At 36.7% G+C, this 20,675-nt stretch carries 16 protein-coding genes; 10 read left to right on the top strand and 6 right to left on the bottom strand.

Going from position 1 to position 20,675, the window contains the following annotated elements:
• Positions 1 to 23 precede the first annotated feature (23 nt).
• The 3 genes from NMK36_RS27735 to NMK36_RS27725 all read left to right on the top strand — a co-directional run bounded on the left by NMK36_RS27735 (position 24) and on the right by NMK36_RS27725 (position 2,491).
• The gene (locus NMK36_RS27735) at positions 24 to 1,136 is read left to right on the top strand and encodes an IS630 family transposase (RefSeq protein ID WP_254172743.1); all 1,113 of its coding nucleotides are present in this window, start codon (positions 24 to 26) and stop codon (positions 1,134 to 1,136) included.
• Positions 1,137 to 1,153: 17 nt separating this feature from the next.
• Positions 1,154 to 1,555, top strand: coding sequence for a tetratricopeptide repeat protein (locus tag NMK36_RS27730; RefSeq protein ID WP_302184712.1), 402 nt, complete (start codon positions 1,154 to 1,156; stop codon positions 1,553 to 1,555).
• Between the two features lie 315 nt (positions 1,556 to 1,870).
• A complete protein-coding gene (locus NMK36_RS27725; protein WP_072717564.1) occupies positions 1,871 to 2,491 on the top strand; it encodes a tetratricopeptide repeat protein in 621 nt (206 codons plus the stop codon).
• A gap of 105 nt (positions 2,492 to 2,596) precedes the next feature.
• Here the strand turns inward: NMK36_RS27725 and pcrA are convergent, their stop codons facing one another.
• The 6 genes from pcrA to NMK36_RS27695 all read right to left on the bottom strand — a co-directional run bounded on the left by pcrA (position 2,597) and on the right by NMK36_RS27695 (position 9,097).
• Positions 2,597 to 4,969, bottom strand: a complete 2,373-nt coding sequence (gene pcrA / locus NMK36_RS27720; RefSeq protein WP_254175106.1) for a DNA helicase PcrA — start codon at positions 4,967 to 4,969, stop codon at positions 2,597 to 2,599.
• Between the two features lie 101 nt (positions 4,970 to 5,070).
• A complete protein-coding gene (locus NMK36_RS27715) occupies positions 5,071 to 5,715 on the bottom strand; it encodes a transaldolase family protein (protein ID WP_072717566.1) in 645 nt (214 codons plus the stop codon).
• Positions 5,716 to 5,840: 125 nt separating this feature from the next.
• Entirely contained in the window at positions 5,841 to 6,497 is a 657-nt protein-coding gene (locus tag NMK36_RS27710; RefSeq protein ID WP_072717567.1) for a SanA/YdcF family protein, read from the bottom strand.
• Positions 6,498 to 6,548: 51 nt separating this feature from the next.
• The gene (cobU, locus tag NMK36_RS27705; RefSeq protein ID WP_072717568.1) at positions 6,549 to 7,127 is read right to left on the bottom strand and encodes a bifunctional adenosylcobinamide kinase/adenosylcobinamide-phosphate guanylyltransferase; all 579 of its coding nucleotides are present in this window, start codon (positions 7,125 to 7,127) and stop codon (positions 6,549 to 6,551) included.
• Between the two features lie 4 nt (positions 7,128 to 7,131).
• Positions 7,132 to 8,571 carry a DUF5009 domain-containing protein gene (locus NMK36_RS27700; protein ID WP_072717569.1) on the bottom strand — a complete coding sequence of 480 codons (1,440 nt, stop codon included), beginning with the start codon at positions 8,569 to 8,571 and terminating at the stop codon, positions 7,132 to 7,134.
• A 136-nt stretch (positions 8,572 to 8,707) separates the two neighbouring features.
• A complete protein-coding gene (locus NMK36_RS27695; protein WP_072717570.1) occupies positions 8,708 to 9,097 on the bottom strand; it encodes a hypothetical protein in 390 nt (129 codons plus the stop codon).
• A 188-nt stretch (positions 9,098 to 9,285) separates the two neighbouring features.
• Here NMK36_RS27695 and NMK36_RS27690 point away from each other — a divergent pair, with 188 nt between their 5' ends.
• The 7 genes from NMK36_RS27690 to NMK36_RS27660 all read left to right on the top strand — a co-directional run bounded on the left by NMK36_RS27690 (position 9,286) and on the right by NMK36_RS27660 (position 20,674).
• Positions 9,286 to 10,080, top strand: coding sequence for a pentapeptide repeat-containing protein (locus NMK36_RS27690; RefSeq protein ID WP_245824170.1), 795 nt, complete (start codon positions 9,286 to 9,288; stop codon positions 10,078 to 10,080).
• A 283-nt stretch (positions 10,081 to 10,363) separates the two neighbouring features.
• Positions 10,364 to 10,849 carry a DUF1822 family protein gene (locus tag NMK36_RS27685; RefSeq protein WP_072717572.1) on the top strand — a complete coding sequence of 162 codons (486 nt, stop codon included), beginning with the start codon at positions 10,364 to 10,366 and terminating at the stop codon, positions 10,847 to 10,849.
• A gap of 80 nt (positions 10,850 to 10,929) precedes the next feature.
• Complete coding sequence (locus NMK36_RS27680; RefSeq protein WP_072717573.1) at positions 10,930 to 11,559, top strand: tetratricopeptide repeat protein; 630 nt, start codon at positions 10,930 to 10,932, stop codon at positions 11,557 to 11,559.
• A 47-nt stretch (positions 11,560 to 11,606) separates the two neighbouring features.
• Complete coding sequence (gene fumC / locus NMK36_RS27675; RefSeq protein WP_072717574.1) at positions 11,607 to 13,010, top strand: class II fumarate hydratase; 1,404 nt, start codon at positions 11,607 to 11,609, stop codon at positions 13,008 to 13,010.
• 474 nt (positions 13,011 to 13,484) lie between these two features.
• Positions 13,485 to 15,134: an AAA-like domain-containing protein gene (locus NMK36_RS27670; protein WP_072717575.1), complete on the top strand. Its 1,650-nt coding sequence runs from the start codon at positions 13,485 to 13,487 to the stop codon at positions 15,132 to 15,134.
• An 8-nt stretch (positions 15,135 to 15,142) separates the two neighbouring features.
• Complete coding sequence (locus NMK36_RS27665) at positions 15,143 to 18,628, top strand: AAA-like domain-containing protein (protein ID WP_254175105.1); 3,486 nt, start codon at positions 15,143 to 15,145, stop codon at positions 18,626 to 18,628.
• A 36-nt stretch (positions 18,629 to 18,664) separates the two neighbouring features.
• The gene (locus NMK36_RS27660; RefSeq protein ID WP_072717577.1) at positions 18,665 to 20,674 is read left to right on the top strand and encodes a PP2C family protein-serine/threonine phosphatase; all 2,010 of its coding nucleotides are present in this window, start codon (positions 18,665 to 18,667) and stop codon (positions 20,672 to 20,674) included.
• Position 20,675: the final 1 nt, after the last annotated feature.

Below are 20,675 nucleotides of genomic sequence, written 5' to 3'. Positions count from 1 at the left end.
AGTTTAGAAAAATCAATCAAAAGATGCCTGCTAAAAATCATTTAAATGAAAAGCAAGTAGAGAAACTACAGAAAAGATTGAAAGAGGAAGAAAATGGACAAATCCGAGAAAGAATCTTGATTTTATTATTGCTAAATGATGGTAAAAAGCAAAGTGAAATTGCCAAGTTTTTGGGCTGCTCATTAAACAAAGTATGTTATTGGTGTGTACATGGAGACCCTGACAAATTAGAAAGCCTAAAAGATGAAAGAATGAAAGGAAATTATAGAAAAGCCACAGACAAATATATAGAGATATTATTAGAAACAGTAGAAAAAGAACCGGAAGAATTAGGATATGAATTTGGGAGATGGACAGGAGAAAGATTGGCAACTTATTTAGAACAAATCACAGGAATCAAATTAAGTAGTTCACAAGTGAGAAAGATATTAAAGGAAAAAAAGTATGTTTATTTGTGGGCAAAGTATAGCTTAGAAGAGAAAAGAGATCCAGAAAAAAGAAAATTATTTAAAGATAAAATAGAAGAATATTTGAAAATAGCAAAAGAAAGTCCAGAACAATTACAGGTATGGTTTTGGGATGAAAGTGGATTTAATTTAAGAGTGATAAAAAGAAAGAATTGGTGTAAAAAAGGGAAGAGGAAACAGATTAGAGGAGACAGGAGGAAAGGAAGAGTTAATGTGATGGGAGGATTGAGGTACTCGGATAAAAAAAGATTTGTAGAATTTCTGGATAAAGGAAATGCAGATAATTTTTATCAAGTGTTAAAAAGTTTTTATCAAGAGCTAATTTATGAATGGGTATTAGCGGGAAATCAAGCAGAAGAATTTGTAGAAAAAGGAGCTAAGATCCTGATTATTCTTGACAATGCAAGTTTTCACAAAAAAGAAGAGTACCTAGAAAAAATTAAAGCAGAAATGCCGAATGTCTATTTAGAATTTCTTCCAGCATATAGTCCAGATTATAATTTAATTGAATTAGTCTGGCATTCAGCTAAAGAATATATAGCTCATCGACTCTTTAAATCAGTTGATGAGCTAGAGTGTTTATTACATCAGCTTTTAAATGAAGGACAGTTATCTATTAAATGGGGACGTAAACTTAAAAACAAAGGTAATGCTATAATCACAGTTTAAATACACAACAGCTTAAAATTCAACCCACTTATTATCAAGCTTGGTATAGTTTGGGATGGTCATTGCATCAACTTAAACGTTATGAAGAAGCTTTAATGGCTTATGATAAAGCCTTGGAAATTCAAAAAAAGGATTATTTAGTGTGGTATAATCGAGGAAACGCTTTATATAATTTAGGTCGTTATCAAGATGCGATCGCTTCCTATGATGAAGCCATTTATCAACAAATGAATCATGCAGAATCTTGGTACAGTCGGGGGAATGCTTTCGTCAATTTAAAGCAATATCCAGAAGCGATTTCATCTTATGACAAAGCGTTACAATATCATCCTGATTATAAAGCAGCAATACAGGCGAAAGAGCAAGCTGAAAAACAAATTCAAGATGTTAATATTAATCTGAATTCAACTTTTGAGTAGCTTATCATAGTCAGAATGGGAACCAATCCAAAACCAGATGATTGTATCCGAATTTTTCATAACTCCTACGGCACACCAACCGACTCCCGCCCTGACTGAATATACAGGCTCTGTTGTATTTAGCTTTTTGAATTCTAATCATTCTCAATATCCTCAATTAGCTGTGCAGCTAGTTCATCTTGTAAATAATCGGGTAGACTTTGGGACTTTTTGAAGCCTTCTGTGAGTAAGTCAGTCATAAAGCTCATGATCATCAGCGTGATTCTTTATCATTATATTATATTCTAGTTTATCATTACCTCAAATTGATCAAATATGTCTCTTTCCTTAGAACAACAAATTAACTACTGGACTCAATATCGACCTTCCCATCCTGATGATGTTAGAGGATATATCCAACGGGGAATGGTTTATTTTAAATTAGCAAAAATTGCTGAATCAATTCAAGACTTTGATCACGCTGAACAATTAAATCCGACCGTTAAACCTTATCTTTGGCAACGGGGGTTATCCTATTATTATTCTCAACAATATCAACTCGGTGCAGAACAATTTGAAATTGATTTAACCGTTAATTCCCAAGACGTTGAGGAAACGGTTTGGCGTTATTTATGTATTGCCCAATTTCAAGGAGTTGAAGCCGCTAAAAATACCCTGCTTCCGGTTAAAAATGATCCCCGTCCTGTCCTCAGAAGCGTTTATGATCTTTTTGCGGGAAATTGTACCCCGGAAGATTTATTAAAAATTGGGCAAAACCAAGGAAAACGCGGAAATTTTTATAGCCATCTTTATTTAGGATTATATCATGAAGCGGAACAAAATATAGAACAAGCTAAAACCTATATTAATCAAGCTGCAACTGAATATAAAATTGATGATTATATGTGGAATTTAGCCGTTGTTCATCAAAATATAAAATTTGGTGTTGAGCTTTAGCTCCACCCGTTGTTGTGCTTTAGCACATCTTCTCCATATTAATTCAACACCATCTATCATTCGACTTCAATAATAAATGAATTGCACTGAAGCGCAACAACGGGATTATTTGAAGCGTTGTAAAGGAACCGTTTTCGGATCAAGAATTTTAGGACTTAGACTTCCAAATTTAATCGCTAAAGACAATTTATCTTTATTAGAGAAAACGTGCGTTACTTCTCCAATTCCAAAGGTACGATGAAACACTTTATCCCCCACTTTCCATTCTTTTACATCGGATTCTAAGTTAACATTTTTTGCAGGTTGTTTAACCTCAGTGGGTGATTTGGCTTCTTTTTTAGTTCCCTTACTTTTAGCTGCTTTGGGTTGAGAGGGAGGAATATACCCATGAATTAATCCTTCGGGTAATTCCTTCAAAAACATTGAGGGGATACAGGGTTCTAAATATCCCCATAACCGCCGTTGACAAGCATGGGTTAAGAATAATTGTTCTTGAGCGCGAGTAATACCAACATAACATAAACGTCGCTCTTCTTCAATGGATAAGGGATCATTTAAACTGCGATAATTCGGGAAAAGTCCCTGTTCTAAACCGACTAAAAACACAATGGGAAATTCTAATCCTTTAGCCGCATGAAGGGTTAATAAAGAAACAGCTTTTTGTCCTTCTTGTAAATTATCTAAATCGGAAGATAAGGACGCACTGGCTAAAAATCCACTTAAGGTATTATCTTCATATTCTTCTTGAAATTGAGACACCGCATTACTCAATTCTTTAATATTTTCTAAACGGTTTTCTGCCTCATCAGTTCCTTCTTTTTTCAAGTCTTGAATATAACCTGCATCTTCTAATATTCCTTCTAAAATTTGCAATGCAGAATGGTCTTCTAGGCGTTCTTGCCAAGTTTTAATAATTTGGGCAAATTGATTGACGGATTTTGCTGAACGTCCGGCTATGGTATTGACTGAATCTTCATCACTAATCACTTCCCAGAGGGGAATTCCTAACTGTTGAGACGCATTAACTAACCCATCAATGGTGGTTTTCCCAATTCCTCGACGGGGGACATTAATAATTCTGAGTAAACTCACACTATCGGCGGGGTTCGCAACGACTCTTAAATAGGATAAGGAATCTTTAATTTCTTTGCGGTCATAAAATCTTAATCCTCCGACAACGGTATAGGGAATATTATGTCTTAATAACACATCTTCTAAGGCGCGAGATTGAGCGTTGGTTCGATATAAAATGGCAAATGCCCCATAATCTAATTCGGGATTTTGTTGACTAATTCCTTGAATTTGTGATAAAATAAAATTAGCTTCATCGATTTCATCATCTGCCTTATAACAATAAATCGGCTGTCCTTCTCCTCGCGTTGGACGCAGAATTTTATCAATACGTTCTGTATTTTGTTGAATTAAATGGTTAGCGACTTGGAGAATATTTTCCCGTGAGCGATAATTTTCCTCTAATTTAATCATAGTACGGGTATCGTCATCGGGTAAGCGATCGCCAAAATCCTGTTGAAATTCTAACAAGATTTTATAGTCTGCCATGCGAAAGGAATAAATCGATTGATCCACATCTCCCACGACAAAAATCGAGCGATTTTGCCAATTTTTGAACGCTCTGGGGTTTTCGCCATTGGTAACTAATAATCGAATTAAATTATATTGGGTACGGTTGGTATCTTGATATTCATCGACTAAAATATGACTAAATTTTTGATGCCAATAGGCTAAAACCTGTTCATTTTGACTGAGTAAATCAACGGTCACTCGAATTAAATCATCAAAATCTAAGGCATTATTGGCAGCTAACTGAGATTGATAGGCACTATAAACCTCTGATACCACTCTTCCATAATAATCCGGGTTTTCCTTGGCATATTGTTGAGGGGATAACCCTAAGTTTTTGGCATTACTAATAGAATATCTAATTTTTTTAGGCTCAAATTTTTTATCGTCTAAATTCATTTCTTTGAGAACGATAAATTTAACCAGTTTTTGAGCATCATCTTCATCAAAGATTGAAAAGTTTTTATCCCACTTTCGCCCACTTTCATCTTGATATTTATTAATATCATATCTCAATATTCGAGCGCATAAACTATGGAACGTTCCCATCCATAGATGCTTAGTAATACTGCGATAAACCTTTGATTTAAGGCGAGTTTGCTCATCAGGGGCTAAAGCCGACAAGGGTTTTTCAAATTCGATTTCTGCTTGTTGTTGAGCAAAAATGGACTCAACTCGTTCTTTAATTTCCCTAGCGGCTTTATTAGTAAATGTCACCGCTAAAATATTCTCAGGATGAACCCGATAACTGCGAATTAAATTAGCAATACGATAGGTTAACGCCCGTGTTTTACCCGAACCCGCCCCCGCCACCACCAGCATTGGGCCACAAAAATGCTCAACCGCTTGACGTTGGGACGCATTGAGATGACTAAGGAAATCAACAGTTTGAGTCATGGCTAGAAAAACACGGGAATTCAACACTTTCTATTCTATTGTAGGATGTCCATCGGGGCGAGGTCTTCTCGCCCAAACCTCAAAATAATTTAAGAATTATTCTAACTTCCTGAGTCAATTCCTACACCATTCTGATTAAATTCTATCACTGTTTTTTCTGATAATTCATGGGTCGTCATGGCGGTTAAAATTTCCAAAGGTAATGTTAAATGATAAGCCCCAGCTTGCAAAGTTGCAGAGGCTTCTTCAGGAGATTTAATACTGGCTGCTAATATTTTGGTCGGACTTCCATCTAATATATTCGCCATGTCTTTAACTAATGCAATTCCATCTCCTAATAATCGCGTTGCACGATTAACATAAGCGATCGCATATTTTGCCCCTGCTTCCATTGCAACGGCGGCTTGAGCAGCACTATAAATCGCAGTAACAGAACAAGGAATTTCTGGAGATAAATTAGCAACAACTTGAAACCCAATGGTTGTGGCAGGAATCTTCAAAACCGTTTGTTCTCCTAATAATTCAAAGGCTCTTATTCCTTCTCTAACCATTTCTTGAAAATCCGAAGCGGTTAATTGATAATAAATTTCTCCCGAAATTAAATTTTTTAACTGAGTTAAGGTTTCTTCTGGAGATAATTCACTCTTTGCTAATAAAGTCGGGTTTGTGGTAATTCCCTTCACCCATCCCCACTCTTTCACAATTTGTGCTTCCGAAATGATTGCAGAATCTAAATATAAAGCCATAAATTTAATCGTGTTGACTGTTAACTATTAACCCTTATTAGTTACCTGTAATCCCTTATCAGCGTCAGAGTCAATTTACTATCCACTTCTTAACTGATAACTGATAACTGATAACTGATAACTGATTAAGACATTCCTTCAAACGGCCCTAAAAAAGTCGGTTTAGGACGAATAATATGGATTTCGAGAATCGCTTTAATGACGGCTAAAACTTCCCGTTGGGTGTAAAATCTCATGGAATCATCCTTGAATTTCCCCCAGTCCGGTGTTCCTAGACCCACTGCTTCTATCCCCAATTGATTACAGGTGTAAACAGCACGGGGAAGATGATATTTTTGGGTAATTAAAACCGCTCTTTCTACCCCAAAAATAACTTTAGCACGATAACAACTTTCATAGGTACTAAATCCTGCATAATCTAATTTAATATCTTTACTGGGAACCCCTAAACGTTCTGCATATTGCTGCATAGCCACCACTTCATTATATTCAGGAGTGCCATTATCTCCCGTCATTAATATTTTATGAACTCGCCCTAAACGATATAATTCTACCGCCCCTTCTACCCGATCAGCTAACATTGGTGTGGGGGTTCCATCAGCCCAAACTCCCGCCCCAAATACAATTGCAACAGGTTCATCAGGGACTTGTTCAACTTTGAAATATCGGCGATTATTCGTAACTGTTTTAATATAAACTGTCAAAAGAAATGGGGTTAATATTGTTCCCAAAGCAATTAATAAACATAGAAAACGCCAGTGCAACACAAACCATTTAGGCATAAAATTGAAGCTGACCGTAGCAGGGACAAAGTTTGACTCAAAAATAGGGTATCAGGTTTTTGACGATTCTGAGTTTAAAGGCGAACCCAATTCGGTCAGGTTCAAAACATAACCGCCTGTCACCAGATAAACACGGTTGGCGATCGCCCCTAAATGACGAACTAACGCCCCTAAGCGATCGCGAAAGGTTCGACCAACGGGATAAGCGGGAACAATTCCCCATCCCGTTTCTTCTGCTACTAAAATGACATTTCCTGGGATTTCATGCAAGGTTTGTAATAATTGTTTTTGAGTATTTTCCCAGGTTGTTTCATCTTGATCAAGAAGATTGGCTAACCACGTTCCCAATGAATCTACAAGAATACAATTATTTTGACAGGATATTTTTTGTAATGTTGCGGTTAATTCGATTGGAATTTCTAATAGTTTCCAGTTTTTCGGACGACGTTTTTGATGTTTTTGAATCCGCATTTTCCATTCCTCATCTGTTGGATCATGCTGAGAAGTTGCAATATAAATGACTTGTTTTTGAGACTGTATTGCTAAGGTTTCCGCCCATTCACTTTTTCCTGAACGGGATGGGCCAGTTACAACAATTAAGTTAGAGGAGGTCGATCCAGAATTCAGCATAAAATTAGGTTTTCCAAAATAATTTTAATCGAGTACATAAACTGACAAATAATGCTATAATTAAAGTATAAGATAATCCTCTTAAAAATCCCAGAATAGGGGTATTTGTTAAGGCTTCAATTTTAGGAGTCCAGCCTTGTAATTCTAAAATAGGCCATAACAAGTTGGCAAAGGCTAAATAACCAATCATTGGATTTTTACCCGTATCGATGAATAACTGAAACCAGAGAGTTTGGTGAAAGCTATCGATGAAAATGGTTAATATCATTAACAGGAAAATAGTGATCGCCAGTGTTATAAAAAAATAACTCATTGTTGTAGGGTCTTTTTTAATTCCTCCTTGATAAGGTTCAAAAGCTAATCCTAAAATTAATCCATACAGTCCCCATTGATACATTTGATTTAGTAACTGTTCTAGGGGATGGCTAGGATTTTTGAGCAAGAAATAACTAATAATTAATAAAATTACACTAATTCCGGTGGTTTGGGGGAGCAAACGAGATTGTAAACCAATGACTAAATTGAAAATCATTAGTAACATTAAAATCACAATTCCCCCTAAGCGAAATCGGTTCCAAGTTTTCGGCATATATCCATCTTCAATTTGGGTATAAATGACGATTTTATCGCCAATTATAGTTCCGGGGATAGCAATAAATAAATATTTTAAATATTCAAATCGATATAACCAAGGAATAGGAGAAATAGATAACAGATTGCTCATCCATCCTCCGGCTGATTTTGATAAAATCAAGGCGAATAAAACCCCCATTAACCCGACTCTAAATTGGGGATGATTGCGGGTAAATAACCAAATAAAAGAGGTAAAAACAACAATATTTGTTAATACCCATAAAATAATATCACTTCGATAGAGAGAAAATTCAGGGAATTTGGCATTATAGGGATATTGAATTTGAGTTAAAATAGCGATCGCAGCCCCCCAACCCATTAAATTCACCGCTAAATTAATCCATTTAGGAATAACCCTAGGTAACTGAACAAACATTAAAAATAAGATTCCAAATCCCATTAACGCGAGTTGCCATTTTTCAGAACTCGGTTCAGGATTAATAACGGTTGGGCGAAAATGTTGTAAAACAATAGCAAAAGTTCCTAATAAAAAGCCCCGTTTTATAATTCCTAAACTGATTTCAAGATTTGTCCATCCTTGAGATAAACGCCGAGATAAGGCGATGGGAATAGCAGTTCCTAATGAAAAAATAAAGATGGGAAAGACTAAATCTACCCAAGTCAGTCCCGCTATTTTTGGATTAAATTGATGAGTTGGTGGCGGAAATTGAGCGTGATACATCCAAGCAGGTAAGGTTCCATTAAAGGGAATTACACCGGATAATACCATTGCTAAAACTGCAAGTCCTCGCAACGCATCTAACGCATCAACTCGTTTAGTCTTTGTAGAAGGAGAGTTGGCTAATTGCATGGGTTTAAATCTGACGTTTTGCTAAATCTAAAAGACCAGAGTTAGCTCAGTAATTCGTGAGGTCAGACAATATCATTGAAAGGGGGTACGGATGAAATTTAAAGTTAAAATCAGCTAATATTATTCATTAATTAAATTAGCCAATGCCTCCAGAAACAGCCAAAATAATTGCTGCAATAAAACCGATTACGATAAAAATTAAGGCAATCATAAACAGCCAATATTGCAGCGTATAAAGTTTACGCAGTTGACCCAAAGCACCTATCAAGTTTTCAATATCATTGCCTTGAGTTTCTACAATTAATTTGAAAGCTTTTGAAGCATTAATTGTCCAAATTCCCGTTACCAATAAAACGACTCCCTGAACTATCCCACCAAATCCTCCTTGCATAATTGCGATGATGCCACTAATAGCCCCCAATATTCCACTGGCTATTAGGAAGTAACTCACAAACAGCATTTTTTTAGACAAATCCAAAATCAGTTGATTCTGGGATTCATTAAACTCATAGGTTTCGGTGTCCATAATTTACCCTGAAAAAATACGTTAATTACAGCTTAATTTTACTCCTATTTTTTGAAATGGCAATCATTTAGCCGAAAAATACTTGCCCCTCCTGGGGTTTGTGATAAAATTTGGGCAAATGCTTAACCCATTCCCAAGCCCTAGGCTTTGAACAGGTTGAGCAATAATACTAAAAAAATGGAGTGAGGATGATGAACCTTAAAGTCTTAGCATTGTCTGTTATTCTATCTACACTAGGATTTGCCCCCGTTGCTCAAGCAGAAAATGAATCCGATTTACAACGATTAAGAACGACAAATCGTTGTCCTGAATGTGATTTAAGAGGAGCTAATTTGCAACAGTTTGATTTGCGAGGGGCAGATTTATTTAAAGCGCAATTACAAGGTGCTAATTTAAGAGGAGTTGATTTACGCAGTGCGAATTTGAATCAAGCTAATTTATATAAAGCTGATTTAACTCAAGCTAATTTAGCAGCGGCTAATTTATTTGATGCGAATTTAAGGAATACTATCTTAGAACGGGCTGATTTAAGAGAAGCGGATTTATCCCAAGCGGATTTAGCTCAAGTCAATTTGATTAAAGCTAATTTAAGAGATGCCAGTTTAGTTAGTACAAATCTGAGTGAATCCTATCTTAACCAAGCCAATTTAGAAAATGCTGATTTGCGTCAAGCCTTTTTATTTAATAGTGATTTAGAAGCAGCAAATCTCACCCGTGCTAATCTTTTAGGAGCAGATTTACGCAGAGCAAATCTGGATCGGGCTGCTTTAGAAAGTGCTAACTTAACGGCTACAATTCTAGCAGATACTAACATTGATCGGGCAGAATTATCTCAAACTATATTAAAAGGAACGGTTTTACAAGGAACGGATTTAGCCCCTGTTGTTTGTGTGGTTAGTAATGTTGTTAATTGTGTGATTTCTCCCGCTTCAAAACAAGCTGAAGATTTATTCTTTCAACCGGAAATAGAAAACCCCCGTTAGGCATTTAAGATGAGCTACGCCCATCACTTACCTCTATTTAACTTACATGGGGTTATGATGGGCAGAACTCCTCCGACGGAGTTTTAAAGTTTTGTAAAAAGATGTAGTAATTATGGAAATTAATCCTGACAAATGATTAAATAAACATTCAGGATTTCAGGAAGGGTTAAAATTAAGAATGGATGATTTATCAATAGGATTGCAACAGATTATTGTAGAGACTTGCGCTCATTATCAAGGGTATTTTTATCCTTAATTTTGTAGTTTTCCAGAGTTTTAAATTATGGGATATGCCACTGGAGGAGATTCTATTATCTTACCAATTCCCCAAAGAAACCGACGCCTAGCTCAACGCTTTTCTCAACATCAACCTACCCTCGAAAAAGCCGAACAAGTCTTTAACAATACCCTTGCAGTTTTAGTGGTTTATGATTTTTTACAACTGTTAGGAATCGAAACAGATTTACTTAAGAGTGATAGTTGGAATTCCGTTGTGAGATTAGTGGCAAATAGTGCCGATTTATTGATTCCTCATTTAGGAAAATTAGAATGCCGTGCGGTTAAAATGGGATCTCAAACTTGTCCTATTCCGATGGAAGTTGGGTCAGATCGAATTGGCTATGTTGTTGTCGAATTAGATGAACAGTTTAAAGCAGGAAAACTCTTAGGATTTATTGAACAAGTTAAGGGAACAGAAATCCCCCTGTGTCAATTACAACCCCTGGATGCTTTACTCGATTTGATTAATTTAAGCCTGAGAAGATTCTAACTTGCTTTGAATTGCAACTTCAATTATAATCAAGCATTAACTCAATCCATTAGGAAACAATTTCTGATTAAAACCGCTATATGAAAAAAAATCTGTTTCGTGCAAAACTGGTGCAAACGATGATTGTGGGAATTATTCTTTTATTCCCAACCTTTGCCCGATCTCAAAATGAATTACCGACTGCTGAGGAGCTTCGAGGTAAACCCAATGAAGCAGAACAGCAACGTTTAGATAAAAAGCAAAGCCGACAAGCTGCACTTCGCCAAGGAATTCAACTTTATAAAACTGGAAATTATGCAGCTTCTGAAACTATTTTTCGTCAATTAGTAGAAGCTCAACCTGAAGAAGCCAAATATCATTTTTATTTCGGAAATGCTTTGTTTTATCAACGCAAAATTGAGGAAGCCACTCAAGCTTATCAAGAAGCGATTCGCCTTAATCCTAAATATGCTTTAGCTTATAATGCTTTAGGCTTTTTACAAGCCACTCAAGGTCAATGGGATGAAGCGATCATACAGTATCAAAAAGCCTTAGAAATTAATGCTGACTATGCAGAAGCCTTAAAAAATTTAGGGGAAGCGTTCTGGAAAAAAGGGAACATCGCCGAAGCTAAAAATGCTTGGAATAAAGCCTTAACTTTATATACACAACAGGGAAATAATAAAGCCGCACAACAAATTCAAGAAGTCTTAAATCGGACGGCTCAATAATTTTTAAATTCAAGAACCAACTCGATTAAAGGGAGAAAAATCTTAACATGACAACCCAGCAACCCACCCGCAAAGAATGCGATAGTATGGGAGAAATTGAAGTAGTGAGCGATCGCTATTGGGGAGCCCAAACCCAACGCTCTATTTATTATTTTAGCATTGGCAATGATTTAATGCCCCAGGAAGTAATCACTGCCTTTGGTATCCTTAAAAAAGCCGCTGCAATTACGAATCAAGAGTTAGGAAAACTCCCCGCAGACAAAGCAAAATTAATTATTCAAGCCGCCGATGAAGTCATTGCGGGTCAACTCAATGATCACTTTCCCTTGCGAGTTTGGATGACCGGAAGTGGAACCCAATCGAACATGAATATTAATGAAGTCATTGCGAATCGAGCTATTGAAATAGCCGGAGGAATTTTAGGCAGTAAAAATCCGATTCATCCCAATGATCATGTTAATATGTCTCAATCTTCTAACGATACATTTCCCACGGCAATGCACATTGCAGCAGCCATTGCTGTTACACAACGGTTAATTCCCAGTGTCAAAAAAATGCGGGATGAATTACACAAAAAAGCCGAAGAATTTGCCGATATTGTTAAAATTGGTAGAACCCATTTACAAGATGCAGTTCCCTTAACGTTAGGTCAAGAATTCTCCGGTTATGTGGCGCAATTGGATGGAAATTTAAAGCGGCTGGAGATGATTTTACCGGATTTATATGAATTAGCCATCGGGGGAACAGCCGTTGGAACTGGCTTAAATACGCCTCAAGGATTTGCTGAAAAGGTATCCGATCGCATTAGTCAATTAACCGGATTACCCTTTATTTCTGCCCCGAATAAATTTGCAGCTATGGCGGCTCATGATGGCTTAGTGATGGCAAGTGGAGCCTTAAAAACCTTAGCTTGTTCTTTAATGAAAATTGCTAATGATATTCGATTTTTAGGCAGTGGCCCCCGTTGTGGTTTAGGAGAATTAATATTACCTGAAAATGAACCCGGTTCGTCTATTATGCCGGGGAAAGTCAACCCCACCCAATGTGAAGCCATGACAATGGTAGCCGCACAAGTGATGGGTTATGATACCGCGATTAGTGTTGCGGGTTCCCAAGGACATTTTGAGTTAAATGTATTCAAACCCATGATTATATTTAACTTCTTGCAATCCGTGGCTATTTTATCAGATAGTTGCCATAACTTTACAGATTTCTTGTTAATGGGATTACAAGTTAATCGTAAAAAAATTAATAGTTATGTTGAACAATCTTTAATGTTAGTGACGGCTTTGGCTCCTAAAATTGGCTATGATAATGCAGCCCAAGTTGCCCATATTGCTTTAGAAAAAGATCTGACGTTAAAAGAAGTTTGTCTGGAATTAGGATATATTTCTAGTGAAGAATTTGATGCCATTGTAGATCCTTATAAAATGGCATATCCTAACCTTTAAAAAGCGGGAGTAGGGATGGGTCGTTCATCAATAATAGCCTTTACCCTATTTCCTTTTATCATCCTGTTATTTTTTTATTTCAGAGAAGATTAGCTTTAATTTATTTAAAGATGAGTCTGCTTTTTTCTATTCACCCCTTTTAAAAAAAGGTATTGAATTTACGAAAATAAGGATCTATAGTAAATGTAGACTATACTAAAATTTACTCGCTAATCACAATCACGTCGCCTAAATCAAACAAAAACCCTGAAAACCTAGGATGTGAGTCGAGTTTTGACACGTTATCAAGCCCAAAGGATAAAAATTTTAACTTTAAGACTTAAGCTCGCCATTAGAGTAAACCGATCAACCCAAACGATATTGTTGATCACCTCAGAACAATCTAAACTAGCGAGGAATCAAACTTGAATTTAAAACTCATCTATTTTTCAACTCATTATCAACAAAATTTCTTTTATTAATAATGTATTTATTATGTCTTTAAACCCAACTTTTGTCCCTAGAGATACAATTGAATTTCCTGATCGTCCACTTCCTTTAGATTCTAAATTTTATATTCAACGCCTTCCTTGCGAAAATTTAGGCTATGCAGAGATTCAAAAATCGGGGAGCTTACTCCGACTAAAAGCTGCTAGAAAAATGGGGAAGAGTTCTTTTATTTTGAGACTCCTAAACTATGCTGAAAGTTTGGGATATAAGACGGTTTCAATTGATTTTCTCCAAGCGGATAGTGCCATTTTTGAGAATCCTAATAAATTTTTGAAGTGGCTGTGTATTAATATCGCTCGACAATTGAAAATTGAACCTCAATTAAGCGATTATTGGGATGATGATATTGGGAGTAAAGTCAGTTCTACAGTTTATTTAGAAAGTCATATTTTTCCCCAAATCAATTCCTCTATCGTTTTGGCTTTTAATGAATTAAATCGAGTTTTTGAGTATCAAAATATTAGTCAAGATTTCCTCCCTCTGATTCGATTTTGGTATGAGCAAGGAAAACAAACTCAACTTTGGCAAAAGGTTCACTTTATTTTAGTTCAGTCCACAGAAGTTTATGTATCTTTAAATATTCATCAATCTCCCTTTAATATTGGTTTAGCGATTGAATTACCTGTATTTACCCTTGAACAAGTTAAGGACTTAGCACAACGTTATCAACTGAATTTAACAGATAATCATATTAAAAAACTATCCAATTTAGTCGGAGGACATCCCTATTTAGTCCATCTTGCGCTTTATCACTTAAGCTATGATCTCATTAGCATAGATGACTTATTAAATACCTCTCCAACCTTAACAGGAATTTATCGAGAGCATTTGCAATCTCTCTCGTTGAGCCTTCAACAAAAACCTGAACTTGCTATTGCCATGAAACGAGTAGCAACAACAACAGAAAGTATTCAAATTGAACCGCTCATTGCCTATCAATTGTATAGTTTAGGTTTAGTCAATTTACAAGGAAATTATTGCCTATGTTCTTGTGAACTTTATCGTCTTTATTTTCAGTGGCAATTGTTAAATGAAAAGCCAGAAAATACCAATAAATTACGAAAACTTCAACAAGAAAATAAATTTTTAAAAGCTTTAGTTTATGTTGATCCTTTAACAGAAGTCGCTAACCGTAGGCAATTTGATCACTGTATAGATATTGAATGGAAACGAATGATGCGGGAAATTGCTCCCTTATCTTTAATCTTATGTGATATTGATCATTTTAAAATTTATAATGATACTTATGGTCATCAAATGGGAGATGAATGTTTAAAAAAAGTAGCTCAATCTATTCGTAATGTTGTTCAACGTCCGGGGGATTTAGTGGCTCGTTATGGGGGTGAAGAATTTGTGATTATCCTTCCGAGAACAGACGCAACAGGAGCGCTATATATTGCGGAAGCAGTTCGTGAGAATCTCAAAACTTTAGCGCTTCCCTTTGACACAGAACAATTGCCCAATCGTCCAGCACCGATTGTTACAATTAGTATCGGCGTAGCCAGTACAATTCCCGGTGTTGATACTAATGATATTGGCTCGTTATTTTTAGCCTCCGATGAAGCCTTATATGAATCTAAAAGAAACGGCAGAGATCAAGTGCAATTGAGTTCATTTTTGCAATTTAGATATTGATTAAAAGAATGACAATCTATCGATATCGTGTCGGCGGTAGTCTCAGTAATGATGATTTATTTTATGTGGTTCGCCAAGCGGATACAGAATTATATGAAGCCTTAAAAGCGGGAGAATTTTGTTATGTTCTCAATGCTCGACAAATGGGAAAATCTTCTTTATTAGTCCGAACCTTTTATCGGATGAAACAGGAAGGTTATGTTTGTGCAACGTTGGATATGACCCAAATTGGGAGTGAATCTGTAACGCCGCTTCAATGGTATAAAGGAGCGATCACTAGCTTATTATTAGGATTTAATTTATTCAACACATTTAATTTTAAAGCCTGGTGGACAACTCAGGAAAACGTTTCATTTTCCCAACGATTTAGCAACTTTTTAGAGCGTTTATTATTTGAATTTTTTCCTCAAAAAAGAATTATTATTTTTATTGATGAAATTGATAATATTTTGAGTTTACCATTTTCCGTTGATGATTTTTTTGCTTTGATTCGATTTTGTTATAACAACCGAGCCATTTATTCTGAATATAATCGTCTAACCTTTGCAATTTTTGGAGTCGCCACTCCACCGGATTTAATTACCGATAAAACTCGGACTCCCTTTAATATTGGCAAATCAATTTTTTTACAAGGTTTTCAATTCCATGAAGCTCAACCTTTAGCCCAGGGATTAACGCCCTATTCTGAACGACCTCAAGCGGTCTTAAGCGAAATTTTAAATTGGACAAATGGACAACCCTTTTTAACTCAAAAATTCTGCCAATTAATCCAAACGATTAATCAAAGTAGTAGCTCTCAAAAAATCATTATTCCCGCCGGACTAGAATCTTTTTGGATTGAGTCTCTAGCCCGAACTAAAATTATTGAAAGTTGGGAATTTCAAGATGAACCCGAACACTTAAGAACCATTCGAGATCGCCTATTTTTCTATCAAAATCGCATCGGTAAATTACTGGGAATGTATCAAAAAATTCTACAAGGAGTTGCTATTCCCTGCGATGGAAGTCAAGAACAAATTGAACTACTTTTATCTGGTTTAGTCATTCCTGAAAATGGATTTTTAAAGGTTAAAAATTGCCTTTATAAACTGATCTTTAATTTAGAGTGGGTTAATCAACAATTAAGCAGCCTACGCCCCTATTCTCAATCCCTAGAAGCCTGGGTTGCCCAGCAAAAACAAGATAATTCTCGTTTGTTACGGGGACAAGCTTTGATTGAGGCTCAAAATTGGGCAAAAGATAAAAGTTTAAGTGATTTAGATTATCAATTTCTCAATCAAAGTGAAGCTTTAGATCGACAAGAAACACAAAAAAGTTTAGAAGCACAACGGGCAAAAGCTGTGGAAGCTAAAATAGCTGAGGAACGTAAAACTGCTAAACTACAACGGGTTTTACTCGGTGTGGTTACTGTAGGGTTAATAACCGTTCTCCTCTTAGGTTTTGAAGTGTTAAATAACTTTTATACTGCCAGAAATAACGAAAAAATAGCGAGATTGAATGAAATTAAAGCTTTAATTTCTTCTTCAGAAGGAAAATTTGCTTCGGATCATCAATTAGATGCTTTAATCGATGGAATTAAAGCCAAAAAATATCTGCAAAAAATTCCAGAAGTTGATCCTCTATTTACTGCTAAAGTTGAACAATCTTTGAGACAAGTAGTGTATGGTACAAATGAATTTAACCGTTTAATTGGACATCGCGGAGGGGTATTAACCGTTGATATTAGTTTTGATGGTCAACTGATTGCCACAGGAAGTAACGATAAAACAGTCAAACTGTGGAAACGAGATGGAACTTTACTGAAAACCTTAAAAAATGACGCTACTGTACATCGGGTGGCTTTCAGTCCTGATAGCAATCAAGTTGTCGCCGCCACTTTAAACGGTCAGGTGAACCTTTGGCAAGTAGATGGAACCCTCGTTAGACAAATTAAAGCCCATTCAGCACCCGTTTGGGGGATTGCTTTCAGTCGTCAGGGGGATGTGATTGCTTCAGCCAGTGGCGATGGGACGGTTAAATTATGGTCGGTTGATTCCTTCCAACTCCTACACACCTTCAAGACCCAACAGCAAGCCGTGTGGAATGTCGCTTTTAATCAAGATGGTCAAACTCTGGTGAGTACGGGATGGGATGGAACCCTGCAACTGTGGAGTCGAACCGGAAAATTACTCCACACCCTCACCGGTCATCAAAAAACCGTTTGGGATGTGGCGTTTTGTCCCCAGACTAATCTGTTTGTCTCCGTGAGTTCCGATCACACCGCTAAACTGTGGAATGTTGATGGCACCTTAATTAAAACTCTCGTGGGAAATAATGTCATGTTGGGGGTGGATTGTAGCGAAAACGGTCAATATATTGTTACCAGTGGTAAGGATAATGTGGTTCAACTGTGGAAATCCGACGGGACTTTTATTCGTACCTTAAGAAAACATCAAGCGGTGATTCGAGATGTGGCACTCAGTGGCGATGGGTTGATGGCTGCTTCCGCCAGTGATGATGGCATCGTGAAACTCTGGCAACGCAATCTTTATTTATTAAAACCGCTCTATGGACATCAAGATACGGTTTGGACTGTGCAGGCTAGTCCCAATAATCGCTGGATGCTTTCAACCGGAGCTCAGACTCTGCGATTTTGGTATCGGGATGGAACCCTAATTCAGGTTTTGCGTGAAATGATGCGGGGTGCGTCCTTTAGTCCCGATAGTCGTAAGATTGCTGGCGGGGGAACACCAGAGGTTAAGTTGTATGAAATTCAGGACACTGACCCCCCGACCCTAAAACGATTGAGAACCTTCAAAGGCCATCAATCCCTTGTGATTTCAACGGTGTTTAGTCCCGATGGCAAAATGATTGTTTCTGGAGGGGATGATCACACCCTGAAATTTTGGGATCTTCAAGGGAAACTGCTGCATAGCGTGGATGCTCATACGGAAAGAATTTGGAAACTTGCGTTTAGTCCCGATGGTCAGATTCTCGCTTCTGCGAGTGAAGATGGAACCGTGAAGTTATGGACACCGGAGGGAAAAGCTGTTACCACCTTAAAAGGACATGAAGGGGCCGTTTGGGGTGTAGCGATTAGTCCCCTGGGAAATTTGATCGCATCGGTGAGTCTGGATGATACTCTGCGACTCTGGAAACGGGATGGAACCCCCATCACCACTATTCCGGGTCAAAGTCGAGGGTTAACACAAGTGGCGTTTAGTGGTGATGGACAATTTCTAGCCACCGGAGGTATTGATAATACGGTTAAGTTATGGAATTTAGTCGGGGAATTAATCATAACTTTACCCGGACATCAAGGGATTGTTGATAGTGTAGATTTTACGGCTGATCAAAATGCCGTGATTTCAGGAGGAGATGATAGCACTGTTATCCTCTGGGATTTAAAAAAAATTCGTAGCCTCAACGAATTACAATATGCTTGTAATTGGGTAAAAGATTATTTAAAAACTTCTCCTGAAGTTGAAGAAAGTGATCGAAGCTTATGCGACTAAAAAAGTGCTTGATTGCCAAAAGTATCATTGTTAATTATGAAAATAATTAATTTTTTTAAACCCGCTATTTCTGTAATTAATCAACTTAAATATCCTCAAAAATTTGTTTTGATTAGCTGCATTTTTATTATTCCTTTAAGTTTGATGATGTATTTGTTAATTTCTGAAGTCCAGACTCGGATTGATTTTGCGACTCAGGAGCAGTTAGGAACTCTCTATCTCCGTCCTCTACGGCAACTTTATCCTAAAATCTATCAAGCTCAATTATTAATGGCTAACCCGAATTTGAGCGGGAAAGATCAAGCTCAATTAGAACAACTGAAACGAGACATTACAGATCAGATTAAAACCTTAGAAAACCTAGATAATAAAATTGGGAATAAATTATTAACAACGAATTTATTTAAAGAGCTTCAAGACAGTTGGAGAACCTTAGAAGAAAATCAAAAACTGTGGAGTTTACAAACTCAAAAAGTCTATTCTTCTTTGATTTTAGAACAAATTAATCAACTTCGGTTTCAAGTGGGAGATCAATCTAATTTAATTCTTGATCCTGATTTAGATACCTATTATTTAATGGATACAACCTTATTAAAATTACCAGAAATTCATAAAATTTTAGTCGATATTCTCTTGATCAGTCAAGATATTAGCCAACGAGATCAACAACAGTTAACTCCAAAAGAATATTGGACGATTACCACCCTTTCAGGATTATTAACGAATTATAATGAAAAACTCAAGCGTTCCCTAGAGGTTTCTTTTAATCATAATCCGGCGGGAAATCTCCAACCTAAATTGGGAGAAAAATTAAATTTACTCACCGATAATATTCAAACCTTGAATAATGGGCTGAGTAATATAATTAGAACAGGGGATACGACCAACATACAACAATATGCCCAAAATGCTGAATTAAATATACAACAAAGTTTGAGATTGTGGGATCTGACCATTGATGAATTAGATTTCTTATTACAGCGTCGGGTTCAGGGTTTTATGGCTCGACAACTGTTTTTAGGGATCTTAGTTTTAATCCCATTATTAATCGTGATTTATTTATTTATTGGATTTTACCAATCCGTGATGCAAACGGTCAATAGTCTTAGTATTGCGTCTCAAAAAATGATTGCGGGGGAAATGAATGAAACCCTATATCTGGAGAATCAAGATGAATTAGCAGATGTCGCTCAATCCTTTAATAATCTGGCTGTGGCTTTAGTGAAAGCCAATCAAGAAATTACCTCCCTGAATCAACAGTTAACCTCAGAAAATCTTCGCATGAGTGCGGAGTTACAAGTAACTCGTCAACTGCAAAAAATGATTTTACCCAATGACCGAGAACTGTCAGAAATTGTCCATTTAGATATTGCAGGTTATATGGAACCAGCAGATGAGGTGGGGGGAGATTATTATGATGTTTTATATAATAATGGGATGGTTAAAATTGGCATTGGAGATGTTACCGGACATGGGTTAGAATCGGGGGTTTTAATGTTAATGGTACAAACAGCAGTCAGAACGTTAACTACTAACAATGAAACTGACCCCATCCAGTTTTTAAATACCTTGAATCGCGTGATTTATGATAATGTTCAACGCATGAAATCCGATAAGAATTTAACCTTTTCTTTAATTGATTATTATAATGGATTTCTCAGCATTTGTGGTCAACATGAGGAAATGATCGTTGTGCGATCGCAATTGCAACCGGATAGCAAATATCATCCGGTTATTGAAAGAATTGATACCATGGATTTAGGATTCCCCATTGGTTTAGAAGCCGATATTACTGATTTTATTGGTTCTATCAATATTAAATTAAACCCAGGGGATGGCGTTGTTCTCTATACCGATGGAATTACGGAAGCTGAAAATCATCAAGGTGAATTTTACTCCTTAGAAAAACTCTGTGAAATTGTCAAACAACATTGGCATTTAACCGCCTCAGAAATTCGTAAAGCGGTGATTAATGACGTGCGATCGCACATTGGTAAACATAAAGTTTATGATGATATTACCTTGGTGGTTATGAAGCAAAAATAGT

Origin of the sequence: Planktothrix pseudagardhii, assembly GCF_904830925.1 — a bacterium.
GTDB classification, from domain to species: Bacteria; Cyanobacteriota; Cyanobacteriia; order Cyanobacteriales; family Microcoleaceae; genus Planktothrix; species Planktothrix tepida.
The sequence above is the reverse complement of the archived record's forward strand: the minus strand, read 5'-3'. Positions and strand labels throughout refer to the sequence as shown.

Excerpts from the sequence above, each read along its gene's own strand:
- NMK36_RS27735 (WP_254172743.1), top strand. The coding sequence starts at position 24 with ATGCCTGCTAAAAATCATTTAAATGAAAAGCAAGTAGAGAAACTACAG.
- NMK36_RS27725 (WP_072717564.1), top strand. The coding sequence starts at position 1,871 with ATGTCTCTTTCCTTAGAACAACAAATTAACTACTGGACTCAATATCGA.
- pcrA (WP_254175106.1), bottom strand. The coding sequence starts at position 4,969 with ATGACTCAAACTGTTGATTTCCTTAGTCATCTCAATGCGTCCCAACGT.
- NMK36_RS27715 (WP_072717566.1), bottom strand. The coding sequence starts at position 5,715 with ATGGCTTTATATTTAGATTCTGCAATCATTTCGGAAGCACAAATTGTG.
- NMK36_RS27710 (WP_072717567.1), bottom strand. The coding sequence starts at position 6,497 with ATGCCTAAATGGTTTGTGTTGCACTGGCGTTTTCTATGTTTATTAATT.
- cobU (WP_072717568.1), bottom strand. The coding sequence starts at position 7,127 with ATGCTGAATTCTGGATCGACCTCCTCTAACTTAATTGTTGTAACTGGC.
- NMK36_RS27700 (WP_072717569.1), bottom strand. The coding sequence starts at position 8,571 with ATGCAATTAGCCAACTCTCCTTCTACAAAGACTAAACGAGTTGATGCG.
- NMK36_RS27695 (WP_072717570.1), bottom strand. The coding sequence starts at position 9,097 with ATGGACACCGAAACCTATGAGTTTAATGAATCCCAGAATCAACTGATT.
- NMK36_RS27690 (WP_245824170.1), top strand. The coding sequence starts at position 9,286 with ATGATGAACCTTAAAGTCTTAGCATTGTCTGTTATTCTATCTACACTA.
- NMK36_RS27685 (WP_072717572.1), top strand. The coding sequence starts at position 10,364 with ATGGGATATGCCACTGGAGGAGATTCTATTATCTTACCAATTCCCCAA.
- NMK36_RS27680 (WP_072717573.1), top strand. The coding sequence starts at position 10,930 with ATGAAAAAAAATCTGTTTCGTGCAAAACTGGTGCAAACGATGATTGTG.
- fumC (WP_072717574.1), top strand. The coding sequence starts at position 11,607 with ATGACAACCCAGCAACCCACCCGCAAAGAATGCGATAGTATGGGAGAA.
- NMK36_RS27670 (WP_072717575.1), top strand. The coding sequence starts at position 13,485 with ATGTCTTTAAACCCAACTTTTGTCCCTAGAGATACAATTGAATTTCCT.
- NMK36_RS27665 (WP_254175105.1), top strand. The coding sequence starts at position 15,143 with ATGACAATCTATCGATATCGTGTCGGCGGTAGTCTCAGTAATGATGAT.
- NMK36_RS27660 (WP_072717577.1), top strand. The coding sequence starts at position 18,665 with ATGAAAATAATTAATTTTTTTAAACCCGCTATTTCTGTAATTAATCAA.